The 20,399-nt window shown below is 35.3% G+C and carries 18 protein-coding genes and 1 riboswitch; of the genes, 4 read left to right on the forward strand and 14 right to left on the reverse strand.

From position 1 onward, the window contains the following. Positions 1–154: 154 nt before the first annotated feature. The 5 genes from BKP45_RS00640 to BKP45_RS00660 all read right to left on the reverse strand — a co-directional run bounded on the left by BKP45_RS00640 (position 155) and on the right by BKP45_RS00660 (position 5,675). Complete coding sequence (locus BKP45_RS00640) at positions 155–361, reverse strand: hypothetical protein (RefSeq protein WP_084787486.1); 207 nt, start codon at positions 359–361, stop codon at positions 155–157. Next, positions 336–2,105, reverse strand: a complete 1,770-nt coding sequence (thiC, locus tag BKP45_RS00645; protein WP_071388995.1) for a phosphomethylpyrimidine synthase ThiC — start codon at positions 2,103–2,105, stop codon at positions 336–338. Before thiC ends, BKP45_RS00640 begins: the two co-directional genes overlap by 26 nt. Before the next feature lie 325 nt (positions 2,106–2,430). After that, positions 2,431–2,545, reverse strand: a riboswitch (TPP riboswitch). A 192-nt stretch (positions 2,546–2,737) separates the two neighbouring features. Beyond that, positions 2,738–3,418 (reverse strand): LrgB family protein, encoded by a 681-nt coding sequence (locus BKP45_RS00650; RefSeq protein ID WP_211272938.1) that lies wholly within the window; start codon positions 3,416–3,418, stop codon positions 2,738–2,740. Then, positions 3,399–3,791, reverse strand: a complete 393-nt coding sequence (locus tag BKP45_RS00655) for a CidA/LrgA family protein (protein ID WP_071387943.1) — start codon at positions 3,789–3,791, stop codon at positions 3,399–3,401. Before BKP45_RS00655 ends, BKP45_RS00650 begins: the two co-directional genes overlap by 20 nt. A gap of 285 nt (positions 3,792–4,076) precedes the next feature. Next, on the reverse strand, positions 4,077–5,675 hold the full coding sequence (locus tag BKP45_RS00660; RefSeq protein WP_071387944.1) for an aspartate:alanine exchanger family transporter: 1,599 nt from the start codon (positions 5,673–5,675) through the stop codon (positions 4,077–4,079). Positions 5,676–5,905: 230 nt separating this feature from the next. Between BKP45_RS00660 and BKP45_RS22310 the strand changes: the two genes are divergently transcribed. The 3 genes from BKP45_RS22310 to BKP45_RS00670 all read left to right on the forward strand — a co-directional run bounded on the left by BKP45_RS22310 (position 5,906) and on the right by BKP45_RS00670 (position 7,665). Continuing rightward, positions 5,906–6,064: a hypothetical protein gene (locus BKP45_RS22310; RefSeq protein WP_169824038.1), complete on the forward strand. Its 159-nt coding sequence runs from the start codon at positions 5,906–5,908 to the stop codon at positions 6,062–6,064. Between the two features lie 123 nt (positions 6,065–6,187). After that, complete coding sequence (locus BKP45_RS00665) at positions 6,188–6,835, forward strand: futalosine hydrolase (RefSeq protein WP_071387945.1); 648 nt, start codon at positions 6,188–6,190, stop codon at positions 6,833–6,835. Continuing rightward, positions 6,832–7,665 (forward strand): 1,4-dihydroxy-6-naphthoate synthase, encoded by an 834-nt coding sequence (locus tag BKP45_RS00670; protein ID WP_071387946.1) that lies wholly within the window; start codon positions 6,832–6,834, stop codon positions 7,663–7,665. The genes BKP45_RS00665 and BKP45_RS00670 overlap by 4 nt, the downstream gene beginning before the upstream one ends. Before the next feature lie 205 nt (positions 7,666–7,870). Here BKP45_RS00670 and cobA read toward each other — a convergent pair whose 3' ends face one another. From cobA to BKP45_RS00690, 4 genes are all read right to left on the reverse strand, one after another. Then, positions 7,871–9,343 carry a uroporphyrinogen-III C-methyltransferase gene (gene cobA, locus BKP45_RS00675; RefSeq protein ID WP_071387947.1) on the reverse strand — a complete coding sequence of 491 codons (1,473 nt, stop codon included), beginning with the start codon at positions 9,341–9,343 and terminating at the stop codon, positions 7,871–7,873. Between the two features lie 199 nt (positions 9,344–9,542). Next, the gene (nirD, locus tag BKP45_RS00680; RefSeq protein ID WP_071387948.1) at positions 9,543–9,869 is read right to left on the reverse strand and encodes a nitrite reductase small subunit NirD; all 327 of its coding nucleotides are present in this window, start codon (positions 9,867–9,869) and stop codon (positions 9,543–9,545) included. A 38-nt stretch (positions 9,870–9,907) separates the two neighbouring features. After that, a complete protein-coding gene (nirB, locus tag BKP45_RS00685; RefSeq protein WP_071387949.1) occupies positions 9,908–12,340 on the reverse strand; it encodes a nitrite reductase large subunit NirB in 2,433 nt (810 codons plus the stop codon). 114 nt (positions 12,341–12,454) lie between these two features. After that, positions 12,455–13,963, reverse strand: coding sequence for a NarK family nitrate/nitrite MFS transporter (locus tag BKP45_RS00690; protein ID WP_071387950.1), 1,509 nt, complete (start codon positions 13,961–13,963; stop codon positions 12,455–12,457). A 732-nt stretch (positions 13,964–14,695) separates the two neighbouring features. On the opposite strand from BKP45_RS00690, the gene BKP45_RS00695 reads away from it, so the two are divergent. After that, positions 14,696–16,141, forward strand: coding sequence for a D-alanyl-D-alanine carboxypeptidase family protein (locus BKP45_RS00695; RefSeq protein ID WP_071387951.1), 1,446 nt, complete (start codon positions 14,696–14,698; stop codon positions 16,139–16,141). A 146-nt stretch (positions 16,142–16,287) separates the two neighbouring features. Here BKP45_RS00695 and BKP45_RS00700 read toward each other — a convergent pair whose 3' ends face one another. The 5 genes from BKP45_RS00700 to BKP45_RS00720 all read right to left on the reverse strand — a co-directional run bounded on the left by BKP45_RS00700 (position 16,288) and on the right by BKP45_RS00720 (position 20,138). Continuing rightward, positions 16,288–16,509, reverse strand: a complete 222-nt coding sequence (locus tag BKP45_RS00700) for a YdbC family protein (protein ID WP_071387952.1) — start codon at positions 16,507–16,509, stop codon at positions 16,288–16,290. Between the two features lie 33 nt (positions 16,510–16,542). Continuing rightward, positions 16,543–17,532 carry a sodium-dependent bicarbonate transport family permease gene (locus BKP45_RS00705; protein WP_071387953.1) on the reverse strand — a complete coding sequence of 330 codons (990 nt, stop codon included), beginning with the start codon at positions 17,530–17,532 and terminating at the stop codon, positions 16,543–16,545. A 567-nt stretch (positions 17,533–18,099) separates the two neighbouring features. After that, positions 18,100–18,300, reverse strand: coding sequence for a hypothetical protein (locus BKP45_RS00710; protein ID WP_071387954.1), 201 nt, complete (start codon positions 18,298–18,300; stop codon positions 18,100–18,102). Positions 18,301–18,399: 99 nt separating this feature from the next. Then, positions 18,400–18,999 (reverse strand): response regulator transcription factor, encoded by a 600-nt coding sequence (locus BKP45_RS00715; protein ID WP_071387955.1) that lies wholly within the window; start codon positions 18,997–18,999, stop codon positions 18,400–18,402. After that, complete coding sequence (locus tag BKP45_RS00720; RefSeq protein WP_071387956.1) at positions 18,996–20,138, reverse strand: sensor histidine kinase; 1,143 nt, start codon at positions 20,136–20,138, stop codon at positions 18,996–18,998. The genes BKP45_RS00715 and BKP45_RS00720 overlap by 4 nt, the downstream gene beginning before the upstream one ends. Positions 20,139–20,399: the final 261 nt, after the last annotated feature.

Below are 20,399 nucleotides of genomic sequence, written 5' to 3' on the forward strand. Positions count from 1 at the left end.
TTCTAATTACTAACCGGTGGAAAAAGCAAAAAAGCACAGTAATTACTACTGCTGCTTTTTTGCTTTTATATTTTTAGTTTTCGTTAAGGTACTTATCCTACTCTTAAGGTAAAAAAAGTTCCATCTCAAAATTATAGAGAAACATTAAGAATATTTAATAATAAACACTTTCCGTCCATTTACATTTGCGACATTTTCGCATTAGCTCTGTTTCAACAAAATCATGAGAACAATTATTTTGAATAGTTTTTAACTCATGTTGTAGCTGCTTCTTTTTCATATCTAGAATTTGAATTTCCGCATTAATTCTTTTTACCTGTTCAATATTGTTACTGTTATTTATAGAGCTTTGCTCCATCATTTACGAACTCCTTTGCTTTAAGCTTCATTCCTTCGTCAATGATCTCAGCATCCGATTTTCCTTGTTCATTCGCAGAGTTTCTAATATCATGAGAAATTCTCATCGAGCAAAACTTTGGTCCACACATAGAGCAAAAATGAGCCGTTTTAGCCGCTTCTACAGGAAGAGTCTCATCATGGAATTCTCGTGCGCGTTCTGGATCAAGAGAAAGGTTGAATTGATCATGCCAGCGAAACTCAAAGCGTGCTTTTGATAAAGCATCATCTCGGTTTTGAGCACCTGGATGACCTTTAGCTAAGTCAGCTGCGTGAGCCGCAATTTTATAAGTAATAACCCCTTCTCGAACATCTTCTTTATTAGGTAAACCCAAATGTTCTTTCGGTGTTACATAGCATAACATGGCCGTTCCATACCAACCAATCATCGCTGCACCTATCGCTGATGTAATATGATCATAACCTGGAGCAATATCTGTTGTAAGTGGACCTAAAGTATAAAATGGTGCCTCTTTACAAATTTCAAGCTGTTTATCCATATTTTCTTTAATTTTATGCATCGGCACGTGTCCTGGGCCTTCGATAATAACTTGAACATCATGTTTCCAAGCAATTTCTGTTAGTTCTCCTAATGTTTCTAGTTCAGCAAACTGAGCATCATCATTAGCGTCAGCAATTGACCCTGGGCGTAAGCCATCTCCTAAGGAAACAGCAATGTCATACGCTTTAAGGATTTTACAAATTTCTTCAAAGTGAGTATATAAGAAATTTTCCTCGTGGTGAGCTAAACACCATTGTGCTAATATTGAACCACCACGAGAGACAATTCCAGTCATTCTATTAACTGTCATAGGAATGTAGCGAAGTAATACTCCCGCATGAATGGTGAAGTAATCAACACCTTGTTCCGCTTGCTCTATTAACGTGTCACGGTACACTTCCCAAGTAAGATCCTCAGCAATCCCATTCACTTTTTCTAAAGCTTGATAAATAGGTACCGTTCCTACAGGTACTGGGGAATTACGAATAATCCACTCCCGTGTAGTATGAATGTTTTTACCCGTTGATAAGTCCATAATAGTATCCGTACCCCAACGAGTTGCCCATGTCATTTTTTCTACTTCTTCTTCAACTGACGAAGTAACCGCAGAATTTCCGATATTAGCATTAATTTTCACATGAAAGTTCCGTCCGATAATCATCGGCTCACTTTCTGGGTGATTAATATTGTTAGGAATGATTGCGCGCCCACGAGCAATTTCGTCACGGACAAATTCCGGATCCAAATTTTCCCTAATCGCTACAAACTCCATTTCAGGACTTATAATGCCTTGTTTTGCATAATGCATTTGCGTCACACATTTTCCAGCTTTTGCACGAAGCGGTCTGCTGCTTGTGTTTGGAAACCACTCAAGGTTTGCGCGTGGATCGTTTTCTTTAAAACCATTATCTTCAGGTTTTATTTCACGCCCATCATACTCCTCCACATCATTTCGCTCTAAAATCCATTGTTTTCGAATTGGGGGTAACCCTTTACGAACGTCAACTTCATAGCTTACATCCGTATAAGGACCACTCGTATCATATACACGAACGGGAGGGTTCTCTGAATTCCCTGCAATTCCAGTAGTCGCTGAAAGCTCAATTTCCCTCATAGGTACTTGAATATCCTTTCTTGAACCTTCAACATAAACTTTTTTACTTGCTGCAAATTGTGACTTTAATTCAATAGACATTTCTTTTTGCATTGACAACGTAACTTCCTCCTCAAATTAAATTTGTGACTGAAGATACACCAACTATAAAGGAAATGATTTTTCTATAAGTAGACTTAGCTATACACCAAGTTATTATTGGTAAAAGCCTTAGCTACCTAAACTATTATCCTACAAATTTTATACTTTTTAATAGAGTGAAATTCATAATCTAAATTAACCTATTCAGCTAGATACGATATCGTGGCGTAATATCTATAAAGTATAAAATAAAAAAATCGGGCTCTGAATACAGAACCCGATTGGATGTAAGAAAAATCAAAGAAAGCGACAAAAGATATACGTATTCCCGTCAACCTTCTTGTTTTTACTACTTCCCTCCGCTGGTATCATCCAGATCAGGTTCCAAGGGTCAAAGAATTTAACGCATTCTTTTCTCAATCCAAGCATTATGGACTCCCCTAGTAGACTTTTCACTATTATCATAACGTAATTCTTATAAAATTAATACCAAAACTTACAAAATCCCTAAAAAAAATTTTATTTTTTAAAAAAATTCAATCTATTGAACGAATTCCATAATTTTTTACTCCCCACACGAATCTATATCTAGTTACAAACGTACCAAATTAACTAGATATAGTATTCGGCAGGGAGTTTTTTTATTATATAAAGAATGGAATGATTATCGGAACAACGACAGATGTAAAAATAGCCGCTAACCCCATAGCTACTCCAGCTACGGCACCTTGTAATTCTCCTTCTACTGCAGCTTGTGCAGTCCCTTGACCATGGGAAATTGTTCCAAGTGATAACCCCCTTGAAAGTGGGTGGTCAATTTTTGTTACACTCATTAACCACGGACCTATCATCGTTCCGAGTACACCAGTAGCAACCACAAATGCCGCTGTTAATGCAGGGTCACCCCCAATAATCGTTGAAATTTCCACCGCCACTGGCACTGTTACTGATTTTACACTTAATGAAGCTACCAACTCGCTAGAAAGCGTAAAAAGCTTCGCTAAAAGTACAGCTGCTAAAATCGTTGACAGTGTACCTAAAATCATACCTACTAAAGCAGGTCCACTATGTTTCTTAATAATTTCACGATTTTTGTATAAAGGGACGGCAAGGGCAACTGTTGCAGGCCCTAATAAAAAAGTCATGATATCTTTTGCTAATGTATAATCCTCAAATGTTAATTCAAAGGAAAGTAACACTACAATAATAACTGTCGTACTAAAAAAAACAGGAGTTGTAAAAGGAGATGGATACCTTTTTCCGACTTTTCTAGAAAGGAGATAAGCACCTACTGTAATTGCAATACTAAATAGGGTGACGCTCATGTTCAACATTTCCACCTTCCTTCTTCTTTGCTAGTGTCTGAGATATCATCCCTGTAACATAAATACCAATAGCAGCACTACCAATTACAATGCTAGCAAGAGTAATACCATGTTGTATAAATAGACTACCAAAACTCATCAATCCAACTGCAATCGGTATAAAAAAGAATGCTAAATGCTTAATTAATAAAGATGAAGCCTCCTCTACCCATTTTAATGAAACAACACCAGTCAATAAAAGAATAAATAACAATACCATCCCTAATACATTTCCAGGTATAGGCAAATTGAATGTATTCACTAGAAAATACCCTAACTCATTTAAGAGCCAAAGAAAAAATAACTGAACGACGACTATGAGTGCTTTTTTCATGCAACAAAACTCCTCTAATAACGTTTAATTAAATTATTTTAACATATTTTATAAACGTAAAATAACTTGGTTTTTCTAAATATTAAACAAGTACCTTAGTTTTTTTGTAAAATCATCTAGAAAATTTCTAGTAAAAAAAAAGAGACTAACTAAAATAGTCTCTAAACTTAGTGAAATTTCTGATTTTTTACAGTATATGTCTTATTTGATTCCAAATTTAGCTAAGAGTACTCTTTTAAAATGTTTATTAGATTAGAAAAGTACGTGTCGAAAGTATTCATTCCGCTACAAAATCAACACTAATAGTTGTGAAGCTATCGAGATAAAAATTAAAGCAATTGGATAAGCCGCAGCATAAGCAATCGCAGGATCCTCTGTATCTATCAAATTGTTACAGGCTCCTAATCCTGGTGTGCTCGTCATTCCACCACAAATTGCCCCTAATGAATGGATAATACTTAAATGAAATAGTTTTTTAGCAATAATAAATGCTGTAATTAACGGAACAATCGTAATAATTGCACCACCAATAATTAATACAAATCCTTCTTTTTCAATGACTTCTACTAAACCTTGACCAGCAGTTGTACCCGCTCCTGCTAAAAATAACACAAGACCAATATCCCTAATAACTCGATTAGAAGGTTGATAAAATCTCGCTTTTATTGGACCTAATTTTCCAAAATGTCCAATAATAATAGCAACTAATAATGGACCTCCTGCAACTCCTAATGTCATAGTCCCTAGCCAGGGCAAGTGAATAGGAATCATTCCTACAAGAATACCGATTAATAAAATGATACTTATTGAGAAAATATGCACATTTACTTCTTGATGTTGCTTTGCCCCAAACAATTCCTGTACTGCTTTAATTCTTTCTGGACTACAAACAACAGATAGCACATCCCCACGTTCAAAGCGCCACTTTGAACTAGGATTAAATTCATATCCACCTCTTTCTAATCTAGTAACAGTAACACTATATTTTTCTCGTAATTTTATTTCTCGTAGATTTTTCCCAATCATTTCTTGGCAATCAACAACGACACGATGCATCTTTAAGTTATCTCTAAAATTAACATTAGATGTTACTTCTGAACCAACAGCCACCTCTAATTTAGATAAGTCCTCAGGGTAACCAACAGCAATTATTTCATCCCCCTTTAATAGAACTGTATCATTTCTTCCAAGAAAATTACGATCTCCCCTAATTACACGACTAATTACCGCATTACTCTTAATCATTGATTGTAGTTCTTTTAACGTCTTTTTATGGATATTATTTTTTTCTATAGCTATAGCCATTTTTTTGAGAGAACTTTTATGTTTAACAGGACTGAGAGTTTTGTTTAAATCTCTGCGTAAATCAACTTTTAAAACTTTCGGAAACAGTTGAACGAATAGGACAACAGCAATTACTCCAAAAGGATAAGCAATTCCGTAACCTACTGACACAATCGGGTCATTGGTCGCCTCTAGAGCCGCAGCTAATCCAGGAGTACTTGTCAATGCACCCGTCATCAAACCAATTGTCAACGGTGCCGAAAGATTAAAAAACTTCCCTACTAAAATGGTCGTTAAACATGCTATAACAATAATTAAAAATCCTAAAATTCCAAATACTAACCCACTACTTTTCATCATCCGAAAAAATCTTGGTCCGGCTTGCAGCCCTACTGCAACTATAAATAAACTTAATCCTAGATTTTGGACGACAGCAGGGATTTGATATCCATAATGTCCTAACACCATACCAAAAAGCAAAACTCCTGAAGCTCCCAAATTTATCCCCTTATACTCTACTTGCCCAATAAATGAGCCTATAAATAAAACGAAAAAGATAAGTATTAAAGGTTCTGATAACAATGATGATATGCCAAACATTTTATAACCCTCCAGGTTTAAAATTAAATTTGATTATACCGGTGATTAATTATAGCAGACCTAACAGATGTTATTTCTATTTTTTTTTACAACTTAAGTACTTTTCCTTAATGTAAAGGTTTACTTTTCAAAATTGTAAAAATTATTAGTAACCCCCCTCCAACATCTGGTTATATCTGTAAAATATTAGGGATCATAATTAATAGAAAAGTAGAAAGGGTGTTTTTAATATGGATCACTTTGATAGGTTAAGTAAAGCTGTTATGAAGGAAAAAATACACGAAAAGTTTCTAACCGGAAAAATGGCAACTGAGGAAATGGAAAAAAAAATTCGTAGTATTGGTGAAAGAATAAAAAACAGTAATAAACGACGAAAAAACAATTTGTAACTAAGTAAGAGACTTAGACGACATCTTTTGTGGACTTAAGCCTTTACATGATGGAAAGAAATAAGATACCTTTATAGTGGGATGAATTCTACATACCTATCATTCCGAAGAAGGAGAAATTTTATGAATGGAAAAGTACTAATTATGACAGCTGTTAAAGCTGAACAAGAAGCTGTGTTACGTGGACTAAATGGTGACAGTAGGTTTGATGTTATTGTAGCTGGGGTCGGACAAGTAGCTGCAGCAATCACTACAACAAAAGCACTAGCAACTTCCAATTTTCATGTAGTAATTAGTGCTGGTATCGGTGGTGGTTTTCGTAATCAAGCAGAAACTGGTTCAGTTGTAGTAAGTTCTGAGATCATTGCAGCTGACCTTGGCGCCCAAACAGTTGATGGGTTTAGTACGGTTGAAGAATTAGGTTTTGGTTTTTCTCGGGTCTCAGTAGACCGGGAATTAGTCATTAAAGTAACGGAAACATTAAAGAATTCGGGAATGATTGTTAAAACAGGGCCCATTCTTACTTTATCTACTGTTACTGGAACCGAGGAAACTGCCCAAGAGTTGGCTGCGCGATTTTCGGGTGCCACCGCTGAAGCTATGGAAGGGTTCGGAGTTGCCTCAGCAGCTAAAGAATTTCACATTCCCTGTTTAGAAATTCGGACGATCTCAAATCCAGTTGGTCCTCGTGATCGAAGTGCCTGGAAAATAAAAGAGGCACTAGAAGCACTAGAAAAAGTAAGTTCAATATTACCGGAGGTGCTAAATTGAACATTGTATTTTCACCTTGTCCTAACGACACTTTTATTTTTCACGCATTAGTACATGGCTTAATTCCAGGGACACCTAAGTTGGATGTTACTTATGCAGACATTGATGTAACAAATAAACTAGCTGTACAAAAAAATGAATTTGATATATTAAAAATATCTTATGCCGCCCTACCATGGGTACAATCTGATTATGCATTGCTACCTTGTGGCGGGGCACTAGGACGTGGTTGTGGTCCTCTAGTTTTATCAAAGGATAATTTTTCTGATCCTTCCGTCCTTTCTGGTAAACGGATTGCTGTCCCAAGTGAACGCTCAACAGCTTATTTACTATTTCGATTATGGGCAGCCGAGAAAGTGCCTGGTGGTGTAGGAGAAATAGTTGTCATGCCATTTCATGAGATTATGCCGGCGGTTCGCGATGGATCGGTTGATGCAGGCTTAGTTATTCATGAAGCACGTTTTACTTATCATACATATGATTTGTCACTCCTCACTGATTTAGGAGAATGGTGGGAAAACGACACTGGTTTACCTATTCCACTTGGAGCAATTATCGCCCGTCGCACATTAGATTTAGATGCTTTGGCTAACTCAATCCGCCAATCCGTAGAATATGCTTGGAAAAATCCCGATGCTTCTTTAGAATACGTCATGGGTCACGCCCAAGAATTATCTCCTGAAGTTGCTCAAGCACATATAGATTTGTATGTAAATAAATTTTCTGCAAACTTAGGAAAAGATGGCTTCGCAGCTATCGAAGCATTACTTGGTCGTGCTGCAAAAGAAGGGTTAGTTCCAGAAGTGGACTTAAATGCATTAAAGTGGTAATTAATCTATATTTAAAGCGCGTCCTATTAGGGATCGCGCTTTTTTTGCTTTTTATTTTTCATTTAACTGTACCTTACTGCCGTGAATTTGCATTTTAATTGCGAGTTTCAAAGATTTACTACCAGGTCTTCATTTTCACAAACTTATCAATAACTACTTATTTTACAACAGCAAAAAAAGCATTGGTACAATGACCACTGCTTTATTATTGCAATACTTTTTGAGATGTTAATGTTTTGATTAATTCATCAATAGAAGGCTTTGATAAACAGTCATCAACTTTCAAGCCTGCAACTTGTGCTGCTTGATGAGACTTTTCACCAAAAGTAATGATTGTTTTATTTGCAAAATAATCATTTGTATTAATTTTATTTGCTTGTAGAGTATCTATAAAAACTTCCACTGATTTTGCACTTGGAAAAATAACTGTATTCATCATTTTTTCCGTTTCAAGTCGACGTAAAGTTTCTACCGATTGTTCAACTAACTTTGTTTGATGCAAGGCCAAATAGTCTAAACGTCTATTAAGTGGTACCGGTGCACGGTCACTTGTTTTACCACCAATCATTAATAAATTGCTAGAAAAAGATAATTCTGAATCAGGTTGAGACGTACACCCATATTTTTTTAAAGCATTTTCGGTTTTTATCGATTTTGCAAAAAACGTTCCTTGTATAGAACGGATATCCATGCCATATAGTGAAAGTGCTTCAAAAAATAAATCTACACTTGTTGGACATGTAAATAAAACTTGCTTGTAATGAGTAACTTTTTGAAATTTTCTCTTCGTACTTTTATCAAAAAGTAAAGATTGAGACTCGAAACGCGGAAATTGAAATACATCTGCACCAAGAGTTGTTAATTTTTGAGCAACTTCTCCTTCTCCTGCTGTTGTTCTTGCTAAAACAATGCTTTTGCCAGAAAGTGTTTTTTTCTCAAACCACTTCAGCTTCTCTCTCAGGGAAACAACTGGACCTACTAATGTAATAGCTGGATTTTGAAACCTTTCCTCTTCTGCTTTTTGACTAATTGTTTGTAAAGTACCTTCTAACGTTTGTTGATGACCATATGTCCCCCATTGGATTAGGATTACAGGGGTTTGTTTGGATTTCCCATGTCTTATTAGTTGACTTGTAATATAGGCTAAATTACCAATTCCCATGTAAAAAGCGATCGTATCAATGCCCTTAGCTAAACTCTTCCAATCAATATGAGGCACTCCATCTTTTGATTTATCATGTCCAGTTACAACCGCAAAAGAGGTAGCATAATCTCGATGGGTGACGGGAATACCGGCATACGAACTTGCGGCAATTCCAGAAGTTATACCTGGTACTATTTCAAATTCAATTTCATTTTGTGCAAGTACCTCAGCCTCTTCCCCAACACGGCCAAATACGCTTGGATCTCCACCTTTTAGCCTTACAACTGTTTTACCTTTTTTACTTTTCGTAACAAGAAGTTCATTAATCTTCTCTTGTCTTACTATATGTTGTTTAGGAAGTTTTCCGCAATAGATTAATTCCACTCCTACTGGGGCTTCCTCTAATAGCAATGGATTAACAAGCCGATCATATAAAATAACATCGGCCTTCTGAATACATTGTAACCCTTTCACTGTAATTAGTTGTTTATCTCCAGGTCCAGCCCCAACTAGATATACTTTTCCTTTATTCATTACGAGACACTCCCTCTAACATCTAGTAAACTCTTATTGCATTTATCTTAGTCTTATTAATGTTTAATTATATTGAGGTAAGGCATGGTGGAAAAGCTTGTAATTACATATCCCCACCACGCCTTGATTTTTAAATGAAAATCTACTAGTTTATTATTTTCCAACAATTAATGATAACATTAACGATTAACTCTATTTATTACAGTTGAATAAAAACGTCATCTCCCTTAACCGTTACTTCGAAAGTTTTTACACATCCCGTATCAGGTTTTTGAACAACTCCATCTTCAAGAGATAATTTCCGATCATGCAGTGGGCAAAATACATACTCACCACTTACGATCCCTTGAGATAAAGGACCTTGTTTATGTGGACATTTGTTCTCTATGGCTTTTACATTCCCGTTAGCTAACTTAAATAATGCTATTTCATGTCCATTTACGATAACTTCTTTTCCTAACTGTACCGGCAGCTCTGATAGACTTGCAACCTTAATTTGACGATTATTTTTCACAACAGTTTCCATTTGAATATCCCCCCAAAAGTTTATAAAGGTACACTTTCTTATTGCAAAACTTCAATTCGTTTATTTTTAAACAGTTCATCCTTCAACGTTTCACTTTCAATAATTTCTTCCCATGGATCTTTAACTAACGTTGATAGTGTAACTTCCATTCTTTCTACCAACTCTGAGCGAAACTTGTCATCATTTAATATTTTTTCTTTAATATTCTCTAGTCCAACACGTTCAACCCAATGTGAGGTTCTTTCCAAATATCTTGCCGTTTCGCGATAATATTGGAGGAATGCAGCTGTAATCTCTATTACCTCTTCGGTTGTTGTTACTTTAGCAAATAAATCTCCTTTTCTTAAGGTTGCCCCTCCATTTCCAGCTACATGAATTTCCCATGCACCTTCTATTCCAACAATTCCAACATCTTTAATTCCTGATTCTGCACAGTTTCTTGGACAAGCAGAAACGGCCATTTTCACTTTATGTGGTGTGTTTAATCGTTCAAATTTTTTCTCAAGAGCAATTCCAAGTCCTATTGAATCTTGTGTTCCGAAACGGCAGAAACTTTCTCCTACACATGTTTTTACAGTTCTTAAAGTCTTTCCATATGCGTAACCAGATGGCATTCCTAACTCTTCCCAAACAGCAGGTAGATCTTCTTTTTTCACACCTATTAAATCAATTCTTTGCCCTCCAGTTACTTTTACTAATGGCACTTGATATTTTTCTGCTACATCAGCAATTTTTCTCAAATCAGCTGGATTAGTAACTCCACCATACATTCTAGGTACTACTGAATACGTACCGTCTTTTTGTATATTAGCGTGCATACGTTCATTTACAAATCTAGATTCTCTCTCATCTTGGTAATTGGTAGGCTGAACCATCCCTAAATAGTAGTTTAGTGCTGGTCGGCACTTTGAACATCCATCTTCTGTTTTCCACCCAAGAACATTCATTACTTCTCTTGTATGTGTTAACCCTTTTGCTCGAATTTCTTCTACTACTTCCTCATGAGATAAATCTGTACAACCACAAATTGTTTCTTTATTTGAAGCACTTGCTAATTCAGAACCAATCGTTTCAGCAAGTATCTCACCTACAATTGGTTTACAAGATCCACAAGAACGACCAGCGTTTGTACAACTGCTAATCTCATTTACCGAACATAACCCATCTTCTTTAATCGCCCGAACAATTTCTCCTTTTGTTACCCCATTACAGCCACAAACGGTATCTTGATCAGATAATGTGGTTGTAGAGCCGGCATCATCAGTACCGACATTTTGAATAATGTTTACGCTAGATAATCCTGAAATATCATCCTGGGACTGTATCATGTTAAATAACTTTGTTCCTTCAGATGTGTCCCCATATAATACGGCACCGATGACTTTGTTATCTTGAATAACAACCTTTTTATATACACCAACAAATTCATCATGCACACGAATACTTTTGGATTCTGGCGTATTGAGAAACTCACCTGCTGAAAATACATTTACTCCTGAAACTTTTAGTTTCGTTGATAGAACTGAACCTTCGTAACCCACTTCTTGATGTTTTCCAGTAATGTGGTTTGCTAGTACCTTTCCTTGTTCCCAAAGCGGTGCAACTAGACCGTAAACCATATTTCGGTGCTCGGCACATTCACCAACAGCATAAATATTCTCAGCGCTAGTTTGCAAAAAGTCATTTACAACAATGCCTCGGTTCACTTCAATACCACTTTCAACGGCGACTGCGATGTTCGGTTTTATTCCAACTGCCATGACAACAAGGTCTGCCTCAGTTTCAGTTCCATCTTTAAACTTCACTTTTTCAACACGGTCTGTACCACAAATCTCTGTTGTCATTTTAGACATTAAAAAGTTCATACCTTGTTGTTCTAATTCTTTGCGTAATAATCCTGATGCTACCTCATCAAGCTGCCTTTCCATTAAATATTCTGGTAAGTGGACAACATCGACTTCCATGCCTAAATTTAATAGTCCACGAGCGGCTTCTAATCCAAGTAATCCCCCACCAATGACAACTGCTTTTTTATAGGTTTTCGCAGCATCAATCATCGTTTCACAATCTTCAATACTTCTAAAAGCAATGACTCCTTTTAAATCTGCACCTGGAACCGGAAGAATAAAAGGATTAGATCCAGTAGCTAAAATTACATGGTCATAAGAAGTCTCTCTCCCTTTATCTGTATAGAGCACTTGTTTTTCTTTATCTACTCTAGTTACTTTTTCATTTACATATAATGAGATGTTATTTTCCTCATACCATTCTAAACTGTTTAGTTCGATGTCTTTCACCGTTGTATCCCCAGCCAACACTGCCGACAACATAATTCGGTTGTAATTTACGTGGGGTTCATCTCCAAAAATTGAGATTTCGAACTCTTCGTTCCCACCTAATTTCAAAATCTCTTCAATACAACGCACACCAGCCATACCATTACCAACTAAAACTAGATGTTTTTTTGCCATAATTTTTACCCCCTGCATAATTCTGTGTATCACTCAGCTTTTTTCTATAGTCAGAAGACCTTCTAACTTCCCCTTCGTTTAAAAATATAAAATTTTCAGTTAATTAATAGCAGATTAAAGAGCCTTTCTCTCTTCATATGTTTCGAGTGACTCTTTCGCATTCGTATCCTCGTCTACAGATGACGTATAATAATCTTCTGCAAAAGCATTTTCTGGCTCTTCTAAAAAGAAGAAACAAACGAGAAAGCTAATAAACGCTCCTGATGCTAAAATGAAGAAAAACTGTTGAGGTGTTACGAACGTATAAAGTGTTAAATAAATCGTTGAACCGACATTCCCGTATGCACCAGCCATTCCAGCAATTTGTCCAGTAATCCTTTTTTTGATCATTGGAATAACCGCAAACGTCGCCCCTTCTGCCCCTTGTATAAATACTGATGTTAAAACAGTAATTAAAATAGCTAAAACTAACGGCCAACCTGAGTCTATGAAGCCCATTGCCACTAAGCCAATTGATATCCCAAACATATATACCAACATCGTATTTCTTCTGCTTCCCATACGATCGGATAGAATACCACCAAGTGGACGAGCTACAATATTAATAAAAGCAAACGACGCTGCAATTAAACCTGCTGATGTTGGTGTAAGCGAGAACGTCAATTGGAAAAACATCGGTAGCATTGAAACAATCGCTAGTTCAGCCCCAAAGTTAGCAAAATAAGTAGTATTCAAGGCCGCTACATTTTTAAATTTATAACGATCGTCCTTTGGAACTCCCTTCTTCAAGATTGGTACATTCACTTGAAGAATTTTATATACTTGATATACAAATGTTAAAAGTATAACTCCATAACTAACGTGCAAGGCAGTACTTGTAATAAACCCAAGTCCTTCTAATCTCCATGCTAATATTGCAAGTGCACCACCCAAAGGAATTGTCCAAAGGATTAGTTGAACCATGTCACCCCAACTACTAACTTCCATTGCTCCGTTTCGTTTTGGACGGATATACTCTTTACCTTCTGGTGTATCTTTAACAGAGAAGTAATAAATAAAAGCATATATAATACAAAACAAACCAGATAATGCAATTGCATATCGCCAACCATTTTCACCACCAAACATCGTTAAGGCGATCCACGGAAGCAACATCGCTGCCACGGCTGAACCAAAATTACCCCAACCACCGTAAACTCCTTCAGCAAATCCAATATCCTTTGGCGGAAACCATTCTGAGACCATTCTAATTCCAATAACAAAACTTGCCCCTATACTACTAATAAGTAATCGTGAAATCATTAATTGCATCCAGCTATTACCGAAGGCAAAAGCAAAAGTCGGAATTGCCATTACAAGCAATAGTCCAGCGTAAACTTTTCTCGGACCAAAACGGTCAAGTAATATCCCGATCACAATCCTTGCCGGAATAGTAAGTGCCACGTTTAATATAGCTAAGGCTGCCAGATGTTCTCTCGTTAGCCAATCCATACTTTCTAGCATCGTTGTCGCTAAAGGAGCCATATTAAACCAAGTGAAGAAGGAAATAAAAAAAGCAATCCAAGTTAAATGTAATACTTTCATCCTTTCATCTTTAAATGTAAACAAACTACTAATCTTCATGTTTTTAGCCCCTTTAATTAGTTAATATGGTAAAGTTTAACTTCAAACCGTAAATAATTTTCAATTACTGCTTGTAAGTTGAACTTTTCGGACCTTCAGGGAAATATCCCATCTAGTCTTTTTTGTTTCTCTTAAGTTTTTATTTGGAAGTCTTAATGCCCCTTAAGAAATTGATGAAACGATAGTTATAGTTTTACACGCTTTGTGTCTTTTTTGTGAATTTTTGATAGAATATATAACAAAGGTTTTTAGACTTTTCTGTTTATTATCTTTTTTATACTTTTTTGTTACAACGTAGTATAAATGCCTAAACACTTGAAAAGATCACATGATTTCAAGTGTTTAGGCATTTATTTCTACTTAAATATTTCGTTTGCTCTAATTTCATGGTTAACTATTGTACTTCGAGGGTTTACTTATTATTTGCAATTATGACTCGGGTTTACACGATTCACACTCCATTATGTTCGATCATCACTCCGTTGTGCGCTATGTTACACAGGTTATGCACGATACCACCTATTTTTTGAGTTTCTCCCCTCCTACCACATATAACATAAGAATTTGGTAGCTGATCCATCGTCTTAAATTATTATAAAAATCATTTATCTAACTCTATTCGGGCATTTATATTTCTACTATAATAATTATTGAAGTATTATCATGGAATAATCCAAATTTACCTTTCATATATTCATCATTAATATGAGCTACTATTAGGGAGGCTGTTGTGTGAGAAAAGTTGTTGCTAAGATGATTTTTATTATTTTAACATGTGGTTTTATATCTACCATTGTTCCAGAAAGCTTCATTGTACAAGCGGCAAAAAAGGAAACTATCGTCGCTCAAGTGGAACGCTTTCTTATTGATAACAGTTCTTCTAAACACCCACAGATTACTTATCAGGGATCAACATTTTACCCCCTGTCAGAGTTCTTAACTATTTATAATGGTGAATTATATATCGAAAATTCTAAGGCTTTTTTTACGTTACCCTTGCAACTTAATAACGGTATTAATTCAACACCATATATTAACCCAACTAAAATAAGACCTATAGAAAAGCAGATTAATTTCAAAGAAACTGTTCAAGCTGAAGCTGCGATTATTATTGAAAACACACCTGATAATATATTTTTCTCAAAAAATAGCAATGAAAAATTATATCCAGCAAGTACTACAAAGATCATGACTGCTCTTCTTGCTTTAGAACTTGGAAATATTTCAGACACGGTTATTGTTTCAGAAGAGATTGAAAGTATCCCATTTGATAGTTCGAAAGCTCATATCAGACCTGGTGATGTCTTAACTCTTGAACAATTATTATACGGATTAATGGTACCTTCCGGAAACGATGCTGCAGTTGCAGTTGCTTGCCATATTGCTGGTTCAGAAAAGAATTTTGTAAAAATGATGAATGAAAAAGCAATGGAAATCGGAGCTGTAAATACACAATTTGTTAATTCACATGGTTATCATGATCCTGACCAATATACAACTGCTGAGGACCTTGCAAAAATAGGACTTTACGCTGCTCAATATAAAGATTTTCTTCCTTTAGTTAGTACTCCTACCTATAGGGCCAATTTTCACCGAGAAGATGGAGAAATAGTCGTCCGCAACTGGAGAGCAACAAATCAACAAATAAGAAAACAGAGTCCATATTATGACGAGACTGTCACTGGTGGAAAAACTGGGTATACAAGTGCGTCAAAACATACTTTAGTTAGTTTCGCTAAAGAAAATGGTTATGATTATGTAACAGTTATTCTACAAGGGCACCCATATGAAAGATACGTAGATACTTCTAAACTCTTTGAAAGAGCGATTACAGAAAGAACGATATATAACGAAACAAACAAGCAAAAAATTACTATTGAAAATCTTAACTCTACTTTAACCTTTGGCAATAAAGTGCTGGCTAACTACGAACATATTTTTATGTATAACAATCAACTGTACGTTAATGAAGACGTTTTACATCGTTTTCTAGATGAAGTAAACACAATTAATAAAGTTAGGTACAATTTAATCCTACCAATGCTAAAAGACAATCTTTATTTACACAATGGTAAGTTCCCTTTGCAACTTCGATCAATCCATGGATTATATAATCATAGGTTTGATTTTTTTCAACAGAAAGAAAAAGACATTATATCAACTGCGTTAAATAGATAAACAATTTAAGGAATTTCATAAATCATCATTCCTACAACTAGATATACATTTTTGCAGCAAGGTTTTGGTAGTTATAAAATTAAAATTCCCTATGAAAATGGCGTATCAAACTGTGATTAGTTCGATACGCCATTGCAATGTTATTTTTATAGTTCCATTTTATTCAAAATTTCCTTAAGTTCTAGTAGTTCTTCTTTAGATAAAGTAATTCCCTTACCCATTTTTTTATGATCGGAATCCCAATCTCGTAAATCATACTTTGGTTGACGATCATTCCAGCTTATTAAATTTAATTCTTTTTTCCATCCTTTTGCGTTTTCAGAGACCTTACCAAATGTCTCAATAATTTCATACTTAATTTCTGCCATTATTTTTCATCCCCATATCCTTAATCTATCTTCTTAATATAGCATTGTAGCAACCCAATAAAAATATGGTATACCGATAATTAGGTTAAATGGTAACGTTAACCCAAGTGCTGACCCTAAATATATCCCAGAACTAGCTTTTGGAATAGCTTGTTCTATCGCGGCCGGAGCTGCTATATAGGACGCACTTCCCGTTAAAATTGCCAGAATAAAGGCACCACCCAAAGATAATCCAATTACGTTACCTACAAGTACCCCTATCGTACCACCAATAATTGGTAGAATAAAGGCAAACATAAAAGAGAGTGGGTTTAATTTTTCCATTTGTTTAATACTTTGTGTCGCAATCATACCCATGTGTAATAAGAAAATACATAGGACTCCATAAAATAAGTCCCCGAATAGTGGTTGAATTTTTATTAGACCATCGGTATGAGCGACAAACCCAATAAAAATTCCCCCTAGTAATAAAAAGATACTCTTTCCAAAGAAAGCTTCCTTTACAACATGTTGCAAACTCGAATTAGGATTGTTATTTTCTCCCCCATTCTTTTGCACATACATTTTATAAAAAATAATCGCTAAAATAATTGCAGGACCTTCCATAATCACTAGTATCGCTGACATATAAGCTTCATAATATACAGCAACCTTGTCTAAAAAAGCTATACCTGCAACAAAAGTGACCGCACTTACTGAACCGTAGTGAGCAGCAATAGCCCATGAATTAACTATAGAAAACCGGAACAATTTTTTCACAATAAAATAAGCAATAAATAACATCATTATACTTAGGAAAACCGCCGCAAAAATTGCAGGTAGCATTTCCAAAAATGAAACATTTCTTAGTTCAACTCCACCTTTAATACCAATTGTAAATAAAATAATCATTGTATATCCAACATAAAAAGCTGAAGGAACTTTTAGATCAGAATTTACCAACACTGCAAGAATACCCATCAAAAAAAATAAAATCATCGGCGATAATAAATTAGCGTAAGCAATTTCCACGATTTGCCCCATCCAAACACCTCTTTCCACTATTTTTTAACACCAAATGACTATTGGTATTGTTTACTAATATGAACTAATAATACGACCTTTTTTGTATTAAAACAATTTAATTGATTACTGATTTTCATAATTATCAAAACCGAGTCGCACAATCTGCTCTTCAATCAGTAGTGGATTTAGCCTCTTAATAGTTTATTTACATTAATTCTCAAATAACAAATATCACAACATACGATAGGAGGTCAAACAAGATGCAACAAAGCAATGAACTTTTAGTCTATCTTTGGTCATGCCTGAACCATAAGTCCTTCACTTTATCGATACAGCTCCTTTGCTCTCTCTCTAAGAAATTATTAAATCACCACCACTCCCATGTTTTACGTTAAATTAAGAATTCCTTGTTTGACATGATCTTTTACACAAAAAATTGATAAGGCAACAACACTACTTTTAACTGTAAACTGAATTCTTTTATAGTTTGCTTTTACAATATGAAAAACCCTTATTTAGCTAATGACATAAATGCTAAATAAGGGTTACTACTGCTTATTCATTCTCTAATGAAGATATATCCACTTAGAATCTCATTTCATCCCCGGTAATCATATATAAGAAAAGCAAGCCAAAAACAAGTGTTAATGCTATGCGTAATCCTTTAGAATAATGGCCAAATTTCCATAATGTGTAGATCCCAACTGGTGGCATTAAAATTAATCTAGCCCAGGCAAACCAAAGTTGTTTGTAAAATCTATTATCTTGGTGTTGATCTTGTCTCATAGTATCCTTCAACTAATGGTGTTTGCCCTTATAATAAGGTATTTTCACTTAAAATACTACAAAGATAATGCAATTTCGAAAAACATATAATAATATTCTTTATTTAAACCAGCCTTTTTCTTTGAAGCGAGTAATTGCCTCGATCCGGTTACTCACTTCTAATTTATCAAGGATAGATGATACATAGTTTCGCACCGTTCCTGTTGTAATGAATAAATTACTGGCAATCTCTTTTGTACTCTTACCTTCAGACATTAAAACTAGCACTTCATTTTCCCTGTCTGTTAATGGATTTTCTTCGCTATAGACCTCATCAACTAATTCTGGTGCATAAATACGTTTCCCACTCATGGCACTTCTGATTGCACTAGTTAATTCATCACTTGGGCTATCTTTCAGCATATAACCGTACACTCCTGCTTTTAAAGCTCTTTCGAAATAGCCAGAACGCGCAAATGTAGTTAAAATAATGACCTTACAGCCAAATCCTTTAAGTTCTTCTGCCGCTTCAAGTCCACTTTTTCCTGGCATTTCGATATCCATAATACAAATGTCTGGTTTATGCTGTCGTACTAACTTTACAGCCTCTTCTCCATTTCCGGCTCTCCCTACAACTGTCATATCTTCCTCTAGATCAATTAATGCACTAAGTGCTCCAAGTAGCATTTTCTGGTCTTCAGCAATGACAATTTTAATCATCCTTCTCCCTCTCCTTCTTTCATTTGATTGAAAACGTTAGGTACTTTGATCGTTACGGTAGTACCTAAATTTGAGACAACCTCTAAACTTCCGTTTACAAATTCGAGCCGCTCTCTCATACCCTGTAAACCATTTCCGCTCATATTTTTAAGAGAATTTCCCATACCTACTCCATCATCTATTACTCTTACAACAAGTTCATTTTGTCTAGGTTCAATGACTACTGAACAGTTAGCAGCATTACTATGTTTAACTACGTTTGTAACTGCTTCTTTTATACACATACTCACTACATTTTCAGCAATGAGTGATGTGTTCGTTAATTTTGGATTTCCTTGTAAAATAAATTCTATTTCCGCAGCTTTTAATATCTGTTTGACACGAAATATTTCATCTTCTAACTTTGTCCCACGCATTTGTGTAACCATTTGTCTTACTTCCTTTAATGCAATTCTAGCCGTTTTATGAACATCTTTCATTTCTATTCGGGCTTGCATTGGATCTTTATTAATTAATTTTGACGCAAGATCGCTCTTTAATCCAATTAATGAGAGCTTTTGCCCCAAAGTATCGTGTAAATCTCGAGAGATTCTTTGCCTTTCTTCTAACTTAACTAATTCGGATATACGCTTATTAGCATCATTTAATTTCCCTTGAAGTTCCTCTTCTTTATTTTTATTATAAGTATTAACTGGAAGAAGAATAACAGCTATTACACTAAGAACAACAAATGGCAATTGTGTTATTAAGACTCGATAATGAGTTGTAACCAAACCATAATAAATAGTAGAAAATGTACTAATTAGTAAGATAATATATAGAACGATAAACGCAACTTTATTTTTAAGATTCCCTGTAAAAAAAGCCAAAAAGAGAAAGAAGTAAATATACCCAAATAGTAAACCCATGGCAGCTGAAATACCAATTTGGACACTCGTCCCAAAATAGACAAGCCATCCTTTAGACACAAAGGATAGCACATAGCATATAAAGAAACCAATAATCATAATAATTCCTATAATAATTTGTGGAGTTGATGAAGACTGAAAAATAAAATAAAAAGGGAGAATGTAAAAAACAATCCAAACATAAGGACTAAGTCCAGTATTTTCAAGAAATTTCTGTTTTAATGCTTTCACAAGTGCTCCCGCCTTTATTTTATAATCAGAATTTATAAAGCTGAACTTCAATCAGTGGGGGTTTTCCTTCATCCCCCACTGATTGTTAGTTCAACTTATCGGACCTTTAGGGGCAGTTTATCCCCCACCTAAACTTCTCGATTTTCTTAAGTTTTGAGGGTGGGGGTCTTACTTGCCCCTTAAGTGTGGGATAAATTTCTAACTTAGAAACTGTCTAGCGCAAGCGCCTATCGCTCGTGACCAAGGCGCTTGCGCTTTTCT

The organism is Anaerobacillus alkalidiazotrophicus, assembly GCF_001866055.1.